Consider the following 16,641-nt stretch of genomic DNA (forward strand, 5'->3'; position numbering starts at 1 on the left):
CACTGCATAACCTAAGAACTACAGTACTTTATTTTTTGTCTGGTAAACAAAAGCGAGTATTTCTGCTACCGCTTTGAAAAATTCCTCCGGAATGGCATCTCCGATTTCTGTCTGGCTGTACAATGCTCTTGCCAGCGGCCGGTTTTCAACAGTGGCAACCTCATTTTCCTTGGCAATTAATTTTATTTTTTGGGCAACGAAGTCTACTCCTTTTGCTACCACGATCGGTGCATCCGATTTCTGATCATCATATTTCAGGGCAATGGCAAAATGGGTTGGATTTGTTATCACCACATCAGCCTTGGGAACCTCTTGCATCATCCGCCGCATTGCCATCTCTCTCTGTCTTTGTTTGATTTTTGATTTGATGAGCGGATCTCCTTCGATGTTCTTATACTCATCCTTTAAGTCCTGTTTAGACATGCGGATACTTTTTTCAAAATCATATTTTTGGTATAGATAATCCAATAAGGATAAAAATAGCAATGCTCCGGAGGCAAAAAGTCCCATTTGAAGAGTCAGGCTGGCAATTGTGCCGAGTGCCGCCGCCAAACTCTTGCTCGATAGCAGTAAAACCTCATCCATCCTCGACCAAAGAATTGAGAAAGCAATCAGGCCAATAAAGCTGATTTTAAGGATGGACTTTATTAATTCCACAATCGCCCTCATCGAAAAGATCCGTTTAAATCCGCTGATCGGGTTAATCTTTTCTAATTTCATTTGAATGGCTTCTGTTGAAAACATGAAGCCAACCTGGGCATAGTTTGCAGCCACCCCGGCTATCAGGGCAACAATCATCACAGGACCAAGAAAAATCGCGAGCTCAGCAAGGATTTCAAACAATATCGATTCAATATTTTTTTCAGTGAGATCCATAAGCATATAATTTTGCAAGGCTTGTCGGAGGACGCCAATCATCCTCTCTGTCATCGTTTTTCCAAAGAACATTAAAAATAAAAAGACTGCTAGAAGAACAACTGCAGTGTTGACATCCTGACTTTTGGCAACCTGGCCTTTTTTTCTTGCATCCTGTTTCTTTTTAGGAGTGGCTTTCTCTGTTTTCTCACCAGCAAAGAACTGCAGATCCAATGTTAAAAAATCCATTTAAGCTCCTCCAATTAACTCCATCAAACCTCTCATACTTGCCAGTGTGGTAGAAAAAAGATCGGAAATGACCATCAGCAGCACACCCATAACTGCGATAAGAACTACAAAACTGACTCCTATTTTTACAGGCAGTCCGACCACAAATATGTTCAGCTGAGGTACGGTCCTTGCTACTATTCCCAGAGCGACGTCTACCAGGAACAGGCTGCCGACAACGGGAAGAGACATTTGGAATGCAATAATGAACATTTTATTGAATGCAAGAATGATATACTCGGCGATGTTTTGACTACCGAAAGGAATCATCACCTGATCCATAGGGACAAAATTATAGCTATAAAAAATGCCATCAAGCAGCAAGTGATGTCCGTTCACAGTCAGCAAAAATAACAGAGCGATTGTATATAAATATTGTCCCATCAAGGGGCTCTGGGCACCCGTCTGCGGGTCGATGACGTTAGCGATTGCAAAGCCCATTTGGAAGTCGATCAACCCACCGGCAATTTGTATTCCCGACATCATCAATGCGGCTATAAAACCGATGAGCAAGCCAACTAGGGCCTCTTTAATAATCAATAAGAAATAAGTACCGTCTATTACGATATCAGGAGCACCTACAGACGAAAACATAATAATAGAAAGGAAGAAACCCAGCCCGATTTTATGTGAAGCTGGAATCGTTCTGTACGAAAACAATGGCATCATCAAGAAGAATGACGTGACCCTGACGAAAATAAGCAGGAATGCCGGAAACGAAGGAATGAAATCAATCATGGCTTCATCCGACAAACCTGGTCAAATTTGAAAAAATCTCGCTGGCATATGAGAGCATATAGCTGAGCATCCACGGACCAAAAAAAACGATGCCTATCAATACGGCAACAATCTTTGGAACAAAAGCCAATGTCTGTTCCTGGATTTGTGTTGTTGCCTGAAAAATGCTGACAATCAAGCCCACTACCAGGGCAAGTGCGAGCAACGGGCCGGAAATCATCAGCACCGTATAGATTCCCCGCTCAGCAATTGAGATGACTGCTTCTGAAGTCATTATTTAATCACCTGCTTAGAAACTTTGTAATAAGGATTTCACGACTAAATACCATCCGTCTACCATTACAAATAAAAGGATCTTAAATGGAAGTGAAATCATTACCGGCGGAAGCATCATCATACCCATCGACATCAGGACACTGGCTACTACCATATCAATGACCAAAAAAGGGATAAAAATCATGAATCCTATTTGGAAAGCTGTTTTGATTTCACTAATCGCGAACGCGGGAACAAGTGAAGTCAAAGGTATATCTTCGACTGATTTAGGAGGTTCTGCTTTTGAATATTCGAGAAATAAGGCAAGATCCTTCTGTCTTGTATGAGCGCTCATGAATTCTTTAAATGGAATGGATGCTTTTTCATAAGCTTGCTCCAGATTAATCTCTTCGTTAAACAATGGTGTCAGCGCCTGTTTATTCACTTCCTGGAAGGTAGGGGCCATGATGAAGAAGGACAAGAATAAGGCTAACCCAACCAACACTTGGTTTGGCGGCATCTGCTGTGTTGCAAGCGCCGTTCTGACAAAGGAAAGAACGATTATGATCCTTGTAAAACTCGTCATTAAAATCAAGATGCTTGGCGCAAGAGAAAGTACTGTCAGAAGGAGCATCAGCTTTACTGAAGTTGATACATTCTCAGGAGCGCTGCTGTTGAAAAACTCCATAAACTCATTCATCTTTTTCTGACCCTCTCTTTTGAATCTCTTCAAGCATTTTCTTTCTTCCGCTTGCCATGTCACTCAGCTGATGTTTTAATACGGCGGAAAAAGAGGAACTTTCCTTGCTGCCATACTTATTCGTTCTTTTAAGGAACTTTGTCACAATATCGCTTGGCTGTACAAGCTGTTCCACTTTGTTGTTATATTCCTGGATGACTTGACTGTACTCTTCGGGATCTTCAATTTCCTTTAACAGTTGTATATTTTCACCAACACCAACAATGAGCAGCCTTTTGCCTGCTTTGACAATCTGTATTGACCTGTTAGCACCAAGACTTGTCCCCCCAAGATTTTCCACCAGCTGGGAGCTCTTGTATGACATGCTTTTTTTATTGATGAATTTAAGCAGGAAATATAACAGCCCTGCTACAAATGCGGTGGCAAGAATCATCCTAAGAAAATCTAAAAATGTAACCCCAATTTTTGTATCATTATTTTCTGTTTGATTCTTTGTTTTGCCGGCCTGGCCATTATCACAGGAATCAGGTTTTTCCAGACAATTCTTTACACTTGTATTTAGCTGCTCCGCATTTGCCATGCCGAGCGGGCTCAACAGAGCAGCTAATAGGAAAAGGATTGTTGAGGCAGTTCGCATAATCTTTAACAATTGCCGCACCCTCTAAGTAGGCTCTTTTCATAACCTTAAGATTTTTTGACCCTATTTAGGAACTTAATAGATGATTAGCTTAATGCTTTTGAGATCGCTTCAATCACTCGGTCTGCCTGGAACGGTTTAACAATAAAATCCTTCGCTCCCGCCTGAATCGCATCAATAACCATTGCTTGCTGACCCATAGCTGAACACATGATAACCTTTGCGTTAGGATTCACTTTTTTGATTTCCTTTAAAGAAGTGATTCCATCCATTTCCGGCATCGTAATATCCATCGTTACGAGGTCCGGCTGTAATTCCTTATATTTTTCAAGTGCCTGCATCCCATCAGCTGCTTCCGCTACAACCTCAAAACCATTCTTGGTTAAGATGTCTTTAATCATCATTCTCATAAAAGCCGCATCGTCCACGACTAAAATTCTCTTTGCCATTGAAGTTCCTCCTGTGTCTTATCTCAATTTTTTGATTCTGTCACTCTGGCTGATTATATCTGTTACACGAACTCCGAAATTCTCATCAATGACCACAACTTCTCCCTGGGCAATCAGGCGATTGTTGACGAGGATATCGACTGGCTCTCCAGCGAGCTTGTCCAATTCGATGATCGACCCTGAAGTTAGTTCCAGTATATCCTTGACGGACCGTTTGGTTCTTCCCAATTCAACCGTTACCTGTAAAGGAATATCCAAAAGCATATCAAGGTTTTTTGTTTCAGCTTGCTGCGGCTGAAATGTCTCAAAGCTTGAGAAAACCGCTGGCTGAACAGTTGGCTGAGCACCGGTCATCACGCTGCCAAAATGCTGTGGTCCAGTTGTTTGAGCAGGCTGCTGGTGGCTCCATGCTTCAGCAGGCATAGCTTGCTGTGCAGGCGGCTGATAATAAACCTGTTCAGGTTGTTGATACTGTACTTGCTGTTGCTGCTGGTTCGGCAGCTCTGGCTGTGAGTACATATTCGGATGTGAATCAGGCATCGTTTGCTGCGTAATCGTTTCTTGTGAAGAACCTGGGTTCAATAATTCATCTACAAGGCTTTTTGCGAATTTGACAGGCAGAAGCTGCATAATATTTGAGTCTATTAAACTTCCAATCTTTAAAGAAAAAGAAACCTTGACCAAAATATCATCTTCAGGAATTGTTTCAGTTCCTTCTCCTTCAACCACATTCAGCAGGTTGATATTAGGTGGTGAGATATCAACCCTTTTATTGAACACGGTCGACATTGACGTTGCCGCAGATCCCATCATTTGGTTCATCGCTTCCTGGACTGCGCTCAACTGGATTTCATCCAACAGGTCCTTTGGATTCAGGCCATCTCCACCCAGCATTAAATCGGCAATAATGGCTGCATCCTGTCGCTCTATTACAAGCATGTTGCTGCCAATAAACCCTTCCGTATAATGCACCTGAACAGCCACATATGGATCCGGGAATGCTTCTTCAAGCTTTGTTTTATGCACGACCGACACAGTTGGTGTATTAATTTCTACCTTTTGATTCAATAAAGTCGATAATGCCGTAGCAGAACTTCCAAAGGAGATATTTCCTATCTCTCCGAGTGCATCTCTTTCCATGAATGAAAAGTAATCATCCACGTTTATTGGTTCCTCTTTTTCATATGCATCATCAGATGTACCTCTTAAAAGCGCATCGATTTCATCTTGAGATAACATGTCATCGCTCACCATCATCGTCTCCTCCCTTCAAAGTATCCAATACTTGAATGGCTAATTTTTTGTTGATTTTTCCTGGCTGCCCGACGAACTTGGGTATATCGCCTATTTTAATCATCAAAGGCTTCTCAATCGGCTGATTAAGTTCGATTACATCCCCAATATCAAGCATCAGGAAATCTTGTATCGAGATTTCGGAAGAACCGATTTCTGCTGAAACAGGGACATCTGCTTTATGAATCTCTTTTTGCAGCATTTCATACTCAATTGGCAAACCTTCCTTTTTATCAGTCTGCATCCAATACTTAACTGACAGCTTTGGAATGATTGGCTCAAGAACAACATGTGGGATACACATGTTGATCATCCCGCTGGCTTCTCCAATGGTAGTATTCAGGGAAATGACTACAACCGTTTCATTAGGTGAAACCATTTGCAGAAACTGCGGGTTTACTTCAAATTCCGTCAGCTGTGGGTCTATGTCGGATATAGAGCCCCATGCCTCACGGAAATTCTCGAAGGCCTTTTCGAACATATTGGACATGATCTTCGTTTCTATTTCTGTCAAATTCTCAATTTTATTATGGCTGGTGCCGCGGCCGCCAAGCATTCTGTCCATCATTGCATAAGCGATATTGGGGTTCACCTCCATCAGCACTCTTCCTTCTAAAGGAGGAACATCAAACACATTCAGGATGGTCATTTTCGGAATGGATCTGATGAATTCTTCATAAGGAATCTGGTCTGCTGATGCAACGCTTATATGTACATATGTCCTTAGCTGCGCTGAAAAAAAAGTAGTAAGCAGCCTGGCAAAATTTTCATGTATTCTTGTGAGGCTGCGGATCTGGTCTTTTGAAAAACGCAACGCCCTTCTGAAATCGTAAACTTTGACTCTCTTTTCAACTTGCTCTTTCTTTAATTCATCTGCATCCATCTCCCCTGTTGACAATGCAGATAGAAGAGCATCAATTTCGCTTTGTGATAATACCTCTCCCGACATATCCTCACCTCCATTTTCATTATGTTATGTTAGTTATTGTTCTTATTGGAGGAGAGATCCAGTTATATATACATGCTTAATTTTGCCTTCTTGCATCAAGCTGTTTAATTTGGCTTTAAGGGTTTCTTCCAGATTCATCTTGCCTTCCTTCCCTTGAAGCTCCTCAGATTTCTTTTCAGACAGCTCATAAATAATGAGATTCCTTACTTGGAAGTCTCGCTTTTGCAATTCCTCTTTAGCTTTTTCACTATCTGTCTCAATTTTAAAAGATATTTTAATAAAATCATTTGAAGCCAGGTTTGTCGTCACTTCCGGAATATCAACTGATGCTTCTAACACCTCATCGATCGTTGGTTCTTTTTTTCCGTCATCGCCAGTCAGTTTCATTACAGCGACAACAGCAACCGTACCAACCAGCATGATCGCTACAAGCATGATCAGCATAATCATAACAAGCTTATTATTCTTCATCTTCATGTTCCTCCAAAGTACGCCTTCCAAGAAGGCCGACAATCTGAAAAAATTCCTTTATTAAAGCGCTGACCTGCGATTCGCTTTCCTTAACCACATATTTCCTGCCGTTTGTCAGCATGATCGTCGTATCAGGAAAGGATTCAACAGTCTCAATCAATAGAGGATTAATTCTAAACGTTTTCCCATTTAACTTCGTTACCTTTATCACTATAAATCACAGGGGCTAAAAGCATGATGCTCTCAGCCCTGCTCCTCTCTTAATCTATCGTTTAAGGTTCACTAACTCCTGCAGGATTTCATCAGAAGTAGTGATGATTCTTGTATTTGCCTGGAATCCACGCTGTGCAGTAATCATCTCGGTAAACTCCTCAGAAAGGTCAACGTTTGACATTTCAAGGGCACCTGCAGCGATTGTCCCGCGGCCCTCACCAGGAACATTAATATTCCTCTGTCCTGAGTTAACTGATTCCTGGAAAGTATTATTCCCTGCCTTGATAAGACCTGAAGGGTTGCTGAACTTAGCAAGCGCTAATTGGCCAATCGTCATGATTAACCCGTTTGAGTATACCCCGTTGATTTCCCCGCTTGACCCAATATTGAAGCTTTCCAGCAATCCTTGTGTATTTCCGTCCGGATATGCGTTTGCATCCATGCTGCCGCCGTCAATAGTCAAGTCTTCGAGTGAGATTTTTACAGGTACATTCTGACCCACTCCATTTCCGTTGTTTACTACCAGGTTGAATCCTAGAATTGGTGTATTGGTCGGTACAGTAATATTCTGGGTTTGGGTAGTTGCTGGCTCAATCGACTTATCCACAAAAGAAAGCTTCCACTGGCCTGTTCCAGGCGTTATTGGAGAAATCGTCATATCTATGACATGCTCGACTCCATCATTATCAACTACTTTAATTTGCTGCAAAGTTTCTGATTCACCTTTTGCATCCTTAGGCAGGTTTCCTTTCATTACCAGTTCAGTAGTCGTTTTAGCAGGCAAAAGCGCATTAACGTTTACTGTGACGTCTTCAAGAGCGCCTTTTTTATTTAACGATTGAACCTTCAATCCATCGCCTGTTACAAGCGTTCCATAGTCATCAAGATAGAAATTGCCAGCTCGTGTGTAAAATTCCTGTTGTCCTTGTTTGACAATGAAATAGCCATCGCCCGTGATCGCAAGGTCAAGAGCGCGTCCTGTCGTTTGCAAGCTAGCTTGTGTATCGACTGTATCAATGCTTGCCATTGTGGAACCTAGTCCTACTTGCATCGCATTTCTTCCGCCACGATTGTTTTGCACTGCACTAGCACCGGATACCATCTGGTTCATCGTATCTTTAAAAGTCACACGGCCTTTTTTAAAGCCGAAGGTATTTACATTTGCAATGTTATTTCCAATTACGTCAAGTTTTGTTTGAAAGTTTTTCATTCCGCTGATTCCTGAATACATTGAACGAAGCATTTTGTTGACTCCCTCCTAATTTGCGGGCTGTTTCTGTCGGTCCACAGCCCAGGCCTCCGTAAAGGTCCAGCCTATTTAATTTTCCAAAACTATTGTCCCGTTAATATTAGTGAAAATCTGTTCAGCAGCCTCCTGGCGCCCCATGGCTGTAATGACAGTATTGTTCTTTGCACTGACAATTAAAGCAGCGTCCTTCAAGAGCACAAGTGAATCATTTACACCCTTCGCCTTTGCCTGTCTCACTTTATCTTCAATCTTTGTCCAACGCTCCTGGTTGATTTCAATTCCTCGTTGTGCCAGCCGTTCCTTTGCATGCTTGCTTAAAGTGAGCCTGCTGTTACTTTGGATTGCAGACTGAAGCTGTACAGAAAATGGCGTCTGGGCAGACTGGTTGGTTTTAATTGGCTTTTGGTGGTTCCTGCTTACAGGCAGTGACTGGATTGGGAGAAACTGCGCCTTTTCCATAACATCACTTCCCAACATTATTGAATTTTTGTTATTTGTGAAGATACAATGCTTGTACCATTTTCATCATTCATTACATATGATGTTTTGCCGTTTTTAAATGAAACAGATTGCACCACGGCTGTTTGCTCTTGTTTATTGGTATCAAGGTACGTAACGGTTTTTCCGATCAGCATGCTTGCCTGCAGCAAATGATTCTCTTGGGAAAGCTCATTGATTTGCGAAATATTGCCTGGTTCCAATGTCGTTCCATCCTCTAGGATAAATAGTACATCGTTCTCTTTAAATTGTACGGAAGCTACCTTCCCTGTACCTTCTTTTACTATCTCCTGGCCATTCTGCTCTTCAATCTTATGCCAGGTAATTTCTTTGCCAGCAAACTGGCTGTATGAAATCATTCTATTTTGCTCTTCGGCCTGCACAAACCGATCGATTGATTTGCCCATATTCGTTATTTGCTCCAGAGTTGAGAAGGTAGCCATCTGTGCGACAAAATCTTTATCCTGCATCGGATTTAACGGATCCTGGTTTTGGAGCTGTGTCATGAGTATTTTTAAAAAATCGTCTTTCCCTAAAACATCAGAACCTGAACTCTTGCGTTCCTTCTGAAGATTAGAAAGTAAATAAGAAGAATTGATTCCATTTACCATATATAGAACCTCCTATGCTTCTGTATTAAGAAGCGCTTCCTCAAAAGAGAGGTTAAAATCTCCTTGATCTTCTTTGCTGTCCTGCTCCTGTCTGTCCGGTTGTCTATGCTGCTGATGTGAATCCCTGTTCAAAAATCTTTCCTGCTGTGAGCTCTGCTGTGATATTTCAATTCTTTCCACTGCAATGTTTTGTGCTGCGAAAGCCTGTTTAAGCCCATTCACTTGAGATTCCAGTGCCTCTTTGGCCGTTCCAGTCGTGGTGATGATCCGAGCAATCATGGTCTGGTCTTTTTGGAACAGTTCAACCCTCACACTGCCAAGATGCTCAGGAAATAACTTAATGAACAGCTTTTGTGTACCACCGGAGTTCAAAAACTGAGACTTTGAAAGAATTGACTCAAACTGCTTCATTAAAATTTCCCCAGAAACCATCTTTTCAGGGCTCTTGCGCATGAGGCTCAATTGCTCTAATCTGCCAATTTGCGGTAGGAATCCTAATTGATTACTAGCGCTTTCCGCTTTTTGTACGGCTGGGCTTTCAGCTTCAAAATCCTTGACCTTTTTAGATGCTTCCATGTTTAACTCTGCAGCTAAACGGGTAAACCTTATTTGGATAATATCTGTTTTCACCTTTACCGGTTCGGTCTGGCCCCCTAATTTGTCACCTATTACCCGAAGAAATTCGTCTAAATCAACCGTTTCATTTTCACCTGCAGAAGGAGAGTTTTTTACACTAAGGGCTTGAATTTTCAAGGCCTTTAGAATTTGCAGATCATTTTTATCTAGCTTATTTGCCAATTCCTTCTGAGGCAAATCTGCTATTTCAGAAAGTAATTTTACAATCTGTTGAATTACATCCTTCTGAAATGGTGCCTCTTCGCCACTATGATTGTTCCACTTTTGAATAAAAATATCTAACTGGCTGCTGCTTATTCCTAATTGTTCGAGAATTTTTTCAAGCATTGCTTCCGCATCTTCAGAATCTATGTCTTCAGGAATTTCCATTCCAGCTTCCAGTTCTGTGATATTCTCCTGCTGAAGTAACATAGCTGTTTCCTTCGTTCCATTGGACAATTCACTTTTTTCATCTATTTCCGCTGACTCTTTTGTAACATTTTCTGAATGAGCGTCTCTTGATTGAACATCAGACAACGCCTCAGAAAACTTTCCCTTTCCGGATTTGGACTCCATAGGGCGGACAGGTGAATTTTGCTTAACTGCTATTGCTCCAACTTCCACTTTTTCACCTCCTTTCAATTCGAGATTGCTTTAAGGCATCTGTTTGCTAGATTCATTGGTCAACAGTTCTGTATATTTTGCCGCTACATCTGTAGGGAGCTTTTCCATGATTGCTGCAAGGGATTCGGCTTTTATATTTGTTAAAATTTTAAGTGCTTCATCATTTTCCATTTCAGCAATGATAGGAGCAGCTTTTTTCGCTGACATCGTTTCGTAGGTTTTTACGATATCCTTGAAGGCTCGCTTATTTTCTTCCTGTATGGCCGTCAGCTCTTCAATCTGTGCTTCAAGCTGTGTCTTCTCAAGCTCCATTCGCTCTACTTCCATGTCTTTGCTTTCAATTTTTGCTTCGAGCTGTTCCATTTTGGCTTCATTGTCCTTTATTTCGGCTTCCAGGCTTATAATATTTTTCTCATATTCCTCCACTGATGCTTGCTTGTCTTCCTTCAACATTTTTGAAACAAGCGGAATTTTTCCGCCCAGTTCATTTGCTGTCTGAAAGACATTAATACCCGCAAACGACAGTACTACCAAAGCGACGACAATTGCGAATACTGCCGGAATGGCAATCACAAACAAAAACCATTGGAACCGATTGACACGCTGACCCTCTTTTTCCTCAAAACTCTTTTCCATTAAATCACCTAATTTCCCGGTTCATATATTGCTGAATCGAGATCTCGTCCATCATCCTGCTCTCAGCACCTTTTTCCTCGGCGAGGAATCGATGATGGTCCTTTTCTTTGATCTTTTCGTACTTTTTCACTTCTACATTCTTTTCCATTAGCTGCATTTGTTGAAAGTTCATAATATTTCTCGCATTCATGACGACCTTTTGGTAGTGTTCAATCGATTTTTCGAGGTTTCCGATGAACTGTTGATGATGGCGAATTTCCTGTACTGGGAGCCCGCTTACAAGTCTTCCTGATTGATAGCTTTCGAGATCCTCTTTTTTCTTTAGGAGATGGTATAGCCGGTCAGCAGCTTCCTCAAATTTCTTGACTGAATCCTGGTAAACTACCTGGGCTTCATCTTTTTCCCTGGACTTAAGTGACAGGATTTTATCAAATTTATAATGATATTGCATAGAACCCATCAACCTTTCCTTACTAATTGCAACAGTTCCTGAACACTTTCATCGATGGACACTTTTTCACTTGTACCTTGCTTTAAAAAGTTGAGTATCTGAGGGTAACGCATGATTGCTTCATCAATTTCAGCTGAAGAACCTTTTTTATAGGCCCCGATATTGATCAAGTCCTCTGAGTTTATATAGGTACTCAATAAGTCCCTTAATCTTTCGGCCGCTTTGACATGATCCTCATTTACAATATTGTTCATGATCCTGCTGATGCTCTTCAGAACGTTTACTGCTGGATACTGCCCCTTGTTCGCTAAATTCCGGTCAAGAACGAAATGACCATCTAAAATGCCTCGTACCGTATCTGCGATTGGTTCATTCATATCGTCACCATCTACAAGAACCGTGTAGAAACCAGTGATTGATCCGTATTCATTGGTTCCTGTTCTTTCAAGCAGCCTGGAAAGAATAGCGAAGACAGAAGGTGTATATCCTTTCGTTGTGGGAGGCTCACCGACAGCTAAGCCTACTTCACGCTGAGCCATTGCCACCCTTGTCACTGAATCCATCATCAGCATGACATTTAGTCCTTTATCACGAAAATATTCGGCAATCGCTGTTGCGGTATAGGCACCTTTTATTCTCATAAGTGCTGGCTGATCTGAGGTTGCTACGACAACAATTGACCTTTTCAAACCTTCTGGGCCTAAGTCTCTTTCAATAAATTCTCTTACCTCACGACCACGTTCACCAATTAGCCCTATTACATTCAGGTCTGCAGTTGTGTTCCGGGCAATCATTCCAAGTAATGTACTTTTTCCGACACCACTACCGGCAAAAATCCCGACACGCTGCCCGTTCCCTACAGTCAGCAAGCTGTCTATCATTCTTACCCCAACTTCAATTGGTTCCGAAATCGGCGGTCTGCTCAGTGGATTTGGAGGATCCTGTTCAGTAGGAACAGATGCCAGCCCTTTTGGAAGGCTGGATTGATCCAGAGGTACACCAAGAGAGTCGACAACCTTCCCTATCAGTCCAGGACCTGCTTTTATTTCTAATGGCTTCATCGTCGTCTCGACGAGACTTCCTGGGGATATATCATGAAGCGAAGTATAGGGCATCAAAATTACATTTTCATCTTTGAACCCAACAACTTCTGCCTGGATCTTGCGTCTTTTTTTTGTACCTACATGGATAAAGCAAACATCGCCTATCGAGCTCTCAGGACCCTGGGATTCAATCATCAGCCCTACAACTCTTTTAACTCTTCCAAATCTTTTGAAGCTATCTATAAAGTCGATATGCTCAAGTAAATCAGAAGCCTTCACGATTGCTCACTCTCCAACATTTCAAACAGCTTTTGTTTGATTTCTTCAAGCTGACTGTCCACGCAAGCATCAATCCTGCCATTTTCAGATTCGATAATACAGGAGTCTTCAGCCAAATCATCATCCGGAAAAATGTAAAAAACTACTTCCTTTGGGAAAAGGGCTATAAGTTCTTCCTTTTGCCCCAGCAAATATTGATAATGATTGGGATGAATATGAAGCTGGATATCCTTGTAATCTCTGGCATTCTTCAAAGCTCTTTTCACAAGATAGATAAACTCTTCTTCATTTTCTGAAATCTTTTTGCCGAGTATTTTACCGGCCACCTTCATTCCTAAATCAAGAATGACCTTTTCTGCTGACTCGATATGGCTGTAATAATCCTGTCTCGATGCCTCTACAACTTCCTGTGCCGACTGAATTAATTGGCTGCACTCATCATACCCCCGAGCATTTCCTTCTTCTCGTCCGCGCTCGTACCCTATTGCCCGTGCATCCTCCGCTAAAGATTCCTTCTCCTGCTCCCAGATTTGCTGCTCATGTAAGACCTGCTCTTTGATAACCCGTGCCTCTTCCAGGGCCTGGGATAAAATCTTCTCTGCTTCCTGCTCTGCTTCTTTGAGGATCTGAGCTCGTTCTGCTTCTGTATGTGTAAATACTGGTTTAGTCTCCTCGTCGGGAGCATTGGTTTCCATCAACTTGATAGAAATCACTTTTTTCTCAGCATCTGCAGGTACGGTGAAGTGTGATTTTATAAGCCTAGACAATGATATCATCTCCTCCACCGCGGGCTACGACGATTTCACCAGCTTCTTCCAGACGGCGGATGATCGCAACAATTCTTGATTGAGCTTCCTCAACATCCCGCAAACGGACAGGGCCCATGTATTCCATTTCATCTCTGAATGTTTCTACCATGCGCTTGGACATATTCTTAAAGACAATTTCTTTCACTTCATCACTAGAAACTTTAAGTGCAAGCATGAGGTCTTCGTTTTCACAGTCACGAATCACTCGCTGGATCGCACGATTATCAAGAGTAACGATATCTTCGAAGACGAACATCCTTTTCTTGATTTCTTCTGCTAGTTCTGGATCCTGGATCTCAAGGGCATCAAGGATTGTTCTTTCTGTTGCCCTGTCAACCCCATTCAAAACATCAACGACCGCTTCTATCCCGCCGGTTTGTGTATAATCCTGAGTAACTGTCGCAGATAGCTTTCTTTCAAGTATTTGTTCTACTTCATTTATGATTTCTGGTGAGGTGCTATCCATAACGGCAATTCTTCGCGCAATATCAGCCTGTACTTCCTGAGGAAGTTCTGACAGTATTTGTCCAGCCTGAGCAGAATCCAAATAAGATAGAATAAGTGCAATTGTTTGAGGATGCTCATTTTGGATAAAATTCAGAATTTGACCCGCGTCGGCTTTCCTGGCAAAGTCAAATGGACGCACCTGCAAGGAAGAAGTCAGTCTATTAATTATAACTGCTGCCTGATCAGCTCCCAGCGCCTTTTCAAGGACCGTCTTGGCATATCCAATACCCCCTTGGGTTATATAATCCTGTGCCAGTGCAATGTTATGAAATTCTTCCAATATCTCTTCTTTCGCAGATGAATCTACTTTTTTCACACCTGAAATTTCAAGTGTAAGCTTTTCAATTTCCTCTTCACTTAAATGCTTGTATACTGAAGCAGAAACATCCGGTCCAAGCGAAATCAGGAGGATTGCTGCTTTCTGTTTTCCAGTAAGTTCTTTCTGGTCCTTCCTTGCCATATGTCCTCCTCCTAATCTTCCGCAATCCATGTACGCAATAATTTTGCAAAGTCTTCCGGCTTTTCTTTCGCCATTTTTTCAAGCTGCTTTTTCTTCATTGTGCCTTCAGTTTCAAACTCTTTATTTACATCCGGTACATAGACTGATTCTGCCCGCTCTTCAAAGAAGATTTCCTTCTCTTCTTCCTTCGCTTTCCGTGAGCGCAAGAACAGAATGAGCAGCAATGCGATAATTGCCAGCAGGATTCCGCCAACAAGGTAAATCCACCAAGGCAGTTTCTGGACCACTTCATTTTCAAAGGTTACTTTGCCATTGAACGGCTGAACAGATACTACCACCTTATCCTCAATCGCGGCATCCGTAAGTTCTGTCCCTGAAGCATTTTTATCAATAGTTGTCCTCACAATCGTTCCAAGGATTTTCGTGATATCGTCCACCCGTTCCTGAGGAAGAGAATTTGGATCATCTGGTGTTGGAGGTTCGACCATTACCTGAATTCCTAAATCTCTTACTTTATAAGGACTCTCGGTAATTTCCTTGCGTATTCTGCTAACCTCATTGTTGATCGTTTCTTCGACCTTTTCATAGTCTCCATTGCCATTTGCACCTTCAAGATACTGCGAGCCCGTCGTATCAGCAGGATTTCCGCCTTCAGGAATTCCGCCAGCCTGTTCAGCATTTCCTGAAAATGTTTCAGTAATCCGCTGTGCGCTTATTGCGATTCCTTCCATGTTTTCCTTGTCTACTGGCTCAACGAGATTTTCTTCCCTGTTTTCCTGGGTAAAATCAACATCTGCAGTAACAGATACAACGACCTTGTCACGTCCCATCAAGGTTCCAAGCATGTTCTGAACTTGTCTTTGGACATCTCGTTCAATTTGCTGTTTAATTTCATGCTGTGAAGCAAATGTTGCTCCATTAGAATTTTCATCATTTTTTAAATCAAAATACTCAAAGAATTGATTCATGATGACGATATTATCTGTGGGAAGATTTGGAACGCTCTTTGCCACGAGGTGATAAAGCGTTCTAATTTGTTCTTCTTTGAATTGATAGCCCGGACTGGTATTCAAGACAATCGAGGCTGAAGCTTGCTCAGCGCTGTCATTTACGAAAATCCCTTTTTCAGGAAGGTTAATCATAACCTTTGCATCGTTAACTCCTTCAATGCCCTTCATCAGGTCAGCGAGTTCTGTTTGCATAGCTTCCAGCTTAAGAACGTTAAATTCATTGTCTGTCATTCCTAAACCGGCATTCTGGCTGAAAAATGAATAATCAATGCTGCCTGATTTAGGAATTCCTTCTGCAGCAAGTTCAACTTTCAAACTATTTACCGACTCTTCCGGAACTAGTATTGTTTTCCCGCCATCAGCTATTTCAGATTTAATACCTCTTGCATCAAGGCTTTCTTTTATTGTACCTGTCTCAGCTGGTGATAGATTGCTATATAGAGGCACTAGACTCGTCCGTGTCGTTAAGAAGGCTGTTAGTGCAGCAACTGCCACTATCAGGAAAAGAGACGCACCCAGACTGATTTTTTGCTTTCTGGTGCGCCCTTGCCAGAAATCCTTCATTGTATTTAAATACTTTTGAACGGTTTCTTTCATTTCAATCCCCCGGTTATTAAGTCTCTTCTTTTTATACAGCTAATAACCGCTATAACTTTAGTTTTTAGCCAATATTATTAGACTTGCATTCTCATCATTTCCTGATAAGCTTCTATAACTTTATTTCTCACTTCTAATGTAGCTTGCATCGTAATGCTCGCTTTTTGGCTCGCAATCATTACTTGATGCAGATCTACATTTTCGCCGCGAGCTAATTTTTCTGTCATGATGTCTGATTGAACCTGAGATTGATTTAGATTTTCGATTGATTGCTTAAGTACGGACGTAAAACTTTGCTGTGCTTCGTATGCTGTAGATGTGGGAGTAGGCTTATTTGTCTCAAATGGCCTGACCATTTGGCTAACAGAATTGATTCCTAATGTATTCATCTAACATTTCTCTCC

The 16,641-nt window shown here is 41.8% G+C and carries 21 protein-coding genes; all 21 read right to left on the reverse strand.

The features are described 5' to 3' along the window. Positions 1 to 18: 18 nt before the first annotated feature. On the reverse strand, positions 19 to 1,104 hold the full coding sequence (gene flhB, locus V7201_RS01275) for a flagellar biosynthesis protein FlhB (RefSeq protein WP_335374968.1): 1,086 nt from the start codon (positions 1,102 to 1,104) through the stop codon (positions 19 to 21). After that, positions 1,105 to 1,881 (reverse strand): flagellar biosynthetic protein FliR, encoded by a 777-nt coding sequence (fliR, locus tag V7201_RS01280; protein ID WP_335374969.1) that lies wholly within the window; start codon positions 1,879 to 1,881, stop codon positions 1,105 to 1,107. A 4-nt stretch (positions 1,882 to 1,885) separates the two neighbouring features. Beyond that, positions 1,886 to 2,155: a flagellar biosynthesis protein FliQ gene (gene fliQ, locus V7201_RS01285; protein WP_335374970.1), complete on the reverse strand. Its 270-nt coding sequence runs from the start codon at positions 2,153 to 2,155 to the stop codon at positions 1,886 to 1,888. Between the two features lie 15 nt (positions 2,156 to 2,170). Further along, positions 2,171 to 2,836: a flagellar type III secretion system pore protein FliP gene (fliP, locus tag V7201_RS01290; RefSeq protein WP_335374971.1), complete on the reverse strand. Its 666-nt coding sequence runs from the start codon at positions 2,834 to 2,836 to the stop codon at positions 2,171 to 2,173. Beyond that, positions 2,829 to 3,485 (reverse strand): flagellar biosynthetic protein FliO, encoded by a 657-nt coding sequence (locus V7201_RS01295; protein WP_335374972.1) that lies wholly within the window; start codon positions 3,483 to 3,485, stop codon positions 2,829 to 2,831. Before V7201_RS01295 ends, fliP begins: the two co-directional genes overlap by 8 nt. 74 nt (positions 3,486 to 3,559) lie before the next feature. Further along, positions 3,560 to 3,922 carry a response regulator gene (locus V7201_RS01300; protein WP_335374973.1) on the reverse strand — a complete coding sequence of 121 codons (363 nt, stop codon included), beginning with the start codon at positions 3,920 to 3,922 and terminating at the stop codon, positions 3,560 to 3,562. 18 nt (positions 3,923 to 3,940) lie between these two features. Beyond that, on the reverse strand, positions 3,941 to 5,176 hold the full coding sequence (fliY, locus tag V7201_RS01305; RefSeq protein ID WP_335375099.1) for a flagellar motor switch phosphatase FliY: 1,236 nt from the start codon (positions 5,174 to 5,176) through the stop codon (positions 3,941 to 3,943). Continuing rightward, positions 5,163 to 6,164 carry a flagellar motor switch protein FliM gene (gene fliM, locus V7201_RS01310; RefSeq protein WP_335374974.1) on the reverse strand — a complete coding sequence of 334 codons (1,002 nt, stop codon included), beginning with the start codon at positions 6,162 to 6,164 and terminating at the stop codon, positions 5,163 to 5,165. Before fliM ends, fliY begins: the two co-directional genes overlap by 14 nt. A gap of 42 nt (positions 6,165 to 6,206) precedes the next feature. After that, positions 6,207 to 6,635 (reverse strand): flagellar basal body-associated protein FliL, encoded by a 429-nt coding sequence (gene fliL, locus V7201_RS01315; protein WP_335374975.1) that lies wholly within the window; start codon positions 6,633 to 6,635, stop codon positions 6,207 to 6,209. Then, complete coding sequence (locus tag V7201_RS01320; protein WP_335374976.1) at positions 6,625 to 6,846, reverse strand: flagellar FlbD family protein; 222 nt, start codon at positions 6,844 to 6,846, stop codon at positions 6,625 to 6,627. The genes fliL and V7201_RS01320 overlap by 11 nt, the downstream gene beginning before the upstream one ends. A 54-nt stretch (positions 6,847 to 6,900) precedes the next feature. Continuing rightward, the gene (locus V7201_RS01325) at positions 6,901 to 8,091 is read right to left on the reverse strand and encodes a flagellar hook protein FlgE (protein ID WP_335374977.1); all 1,191 of its coding nucleotides are present in this window, start codon (positions 8,089 to 8,091) and stop codon (positions 6,901 to 6,903) included. A 75-nt stretch (positions 8,092 to 8,166) separates the two neighbouring features. Further along, complete coding sequence (locus V7201_RS01330) at positions 8,167 to 8,556, reverse strand: TIGR02530 family flagellar biosynthesis protein (RefSeq protein ID WP_335374978.1); 390 nt, start codon at positions 8,554 to 8,556, stop codon at positions 8,167 to 8,169. A 17-nt stretch (positions 8,557 to 8,573) separates the two neighbouring features. Then, a complete protein-coding gene (flgD, locus tag V7201_RS01335) occupies positions 8,574 to 9,206 on the reverse strand; it encodes a flagellar hook assembly protein FlgD (RefSeq protein WP_335374979.1) in 633 nt (210 codons plus the stop codon). Between the two features lie 12 nt (positions 9,207 to 9,218). Continuing rightward, positions 9,219 to 10,445 carry a flagellar hook-length control protein FliK gene (locus V7201_RS01340; protein ID WP_335374980.1) on the reverse strand — a complete coding sequence of 409 codons (1,227 nt, stop codon included), beginning with the start codon at positions 10,443 to 10,445 and terminating at the stop codon, positions 9,219 to 9,221. A gap of 30 nt (positions 10,446 to 10,475) precedes the next feature. Continuing rightward, positions 10,476 to 11,081 carry a MotE family protein gene (locus V7201_RS01345; protein ID WP_335374981.1) on the reverse strand — a complete coding sequence of 202 codons (606 nt, stop codon included), beginning with the start codon at positions 11,079 to 11,081 and terminating at the stop codon, positions 10,476 to 10,478. Positions 11,082 to 11,085: 4 nt separating this feature from the next. Beyond that, on the reverse strand, positions 11,086 to 11,532 hold the full coding sequence (fliJ, locus tag V7201_RS01350; protein WP_335374982.1) for a flagellar export protein FliJ: 447 nt from the start codon (positions 11,530 to 11,532) through the stop codon (positions 11,086 to 11,088). 8 nt (positions 11,533 to 11,540) lie between these two features. After that, a complete protein-coding gene (gene fliI / locus V7201_RS01355) occupies positions 11,541 to 12,854 on the reverse strand; it encodes a flagellar protein export ATPase FliI (RefSeq protein WP_335374983.1) in 1,314 nt (437 codons plus the stop codon). Then, complete coding sequence (fliH, locus tag V7201_RS01360) at positions 12,851 to 13,621, reverse strand: flagellar assembly protein FliH (RefSeq protein WP_335374984.1); 771 nt, start codon at positions 13,619 to 13,621, stop codon at positions 12,851 to 12,853. The genes fliI and fliH overlap by 4 nt, the downstream gene beginning before the upstream one ends. Then, the gene (fliG, locus tag V7201_RS01365; RefSeq protein ID WP_335374985.1) at positions 13,614 to 14,630 is read right to left on the reverse strand and encodes a flagellar motor switch protein FliG; all 1,017 of its coding nucleotides are present in this window, start codon (positions 14,628 to 14,630) and stop codon (positions 13,614 to 13,616) included. Before fliG ends, fliH begins: the two co-directional genes overlap by 8 nt. A gap of 11 nt (positions 14,631 to 14,641) precedes the next feature. Next, positions 14,642 to 16,237 carry a flagellar basal-body MS-ring/collar protein FliF gene (gene fliF / locus V7201_RS01370; RefSeq protein WP_335374986.1) on the reverse strand — a complete coding sequence of 532 codons (1,596 nt, stop codon included), beginning with the start codon at positions 16,235 to 16,237 and terminating at the stop codon, positions 14,642 to 14,644. Between the two features lie 77 nt (positions 16,238 to 16,314). Beyond that, positions 16,315 to 16,593 carry a flagellar hook-basal body complex protein FliE gene (gene fliE / locus V7201_RS01375; RefSeq protein WP_335375100.1) on the reverse strand — a complete coding sequence of 93 codons (279 nt, stop codon included), beginning with the start codon at positions 16,591 to 16,593 and terminating at the stop codon, positions 16,315 to 16,317. Positions 16,594 to 16,641: the final 48 nt, after the last annotated feature.

Source organism: Bacillus sp. JJ1122 (genome assembly GCF_036964885.1).
Lineage (GTDB): Bacteria > Bacillota > Bacilli > Bacillales > Cytobacillaceae > Mesobacillus.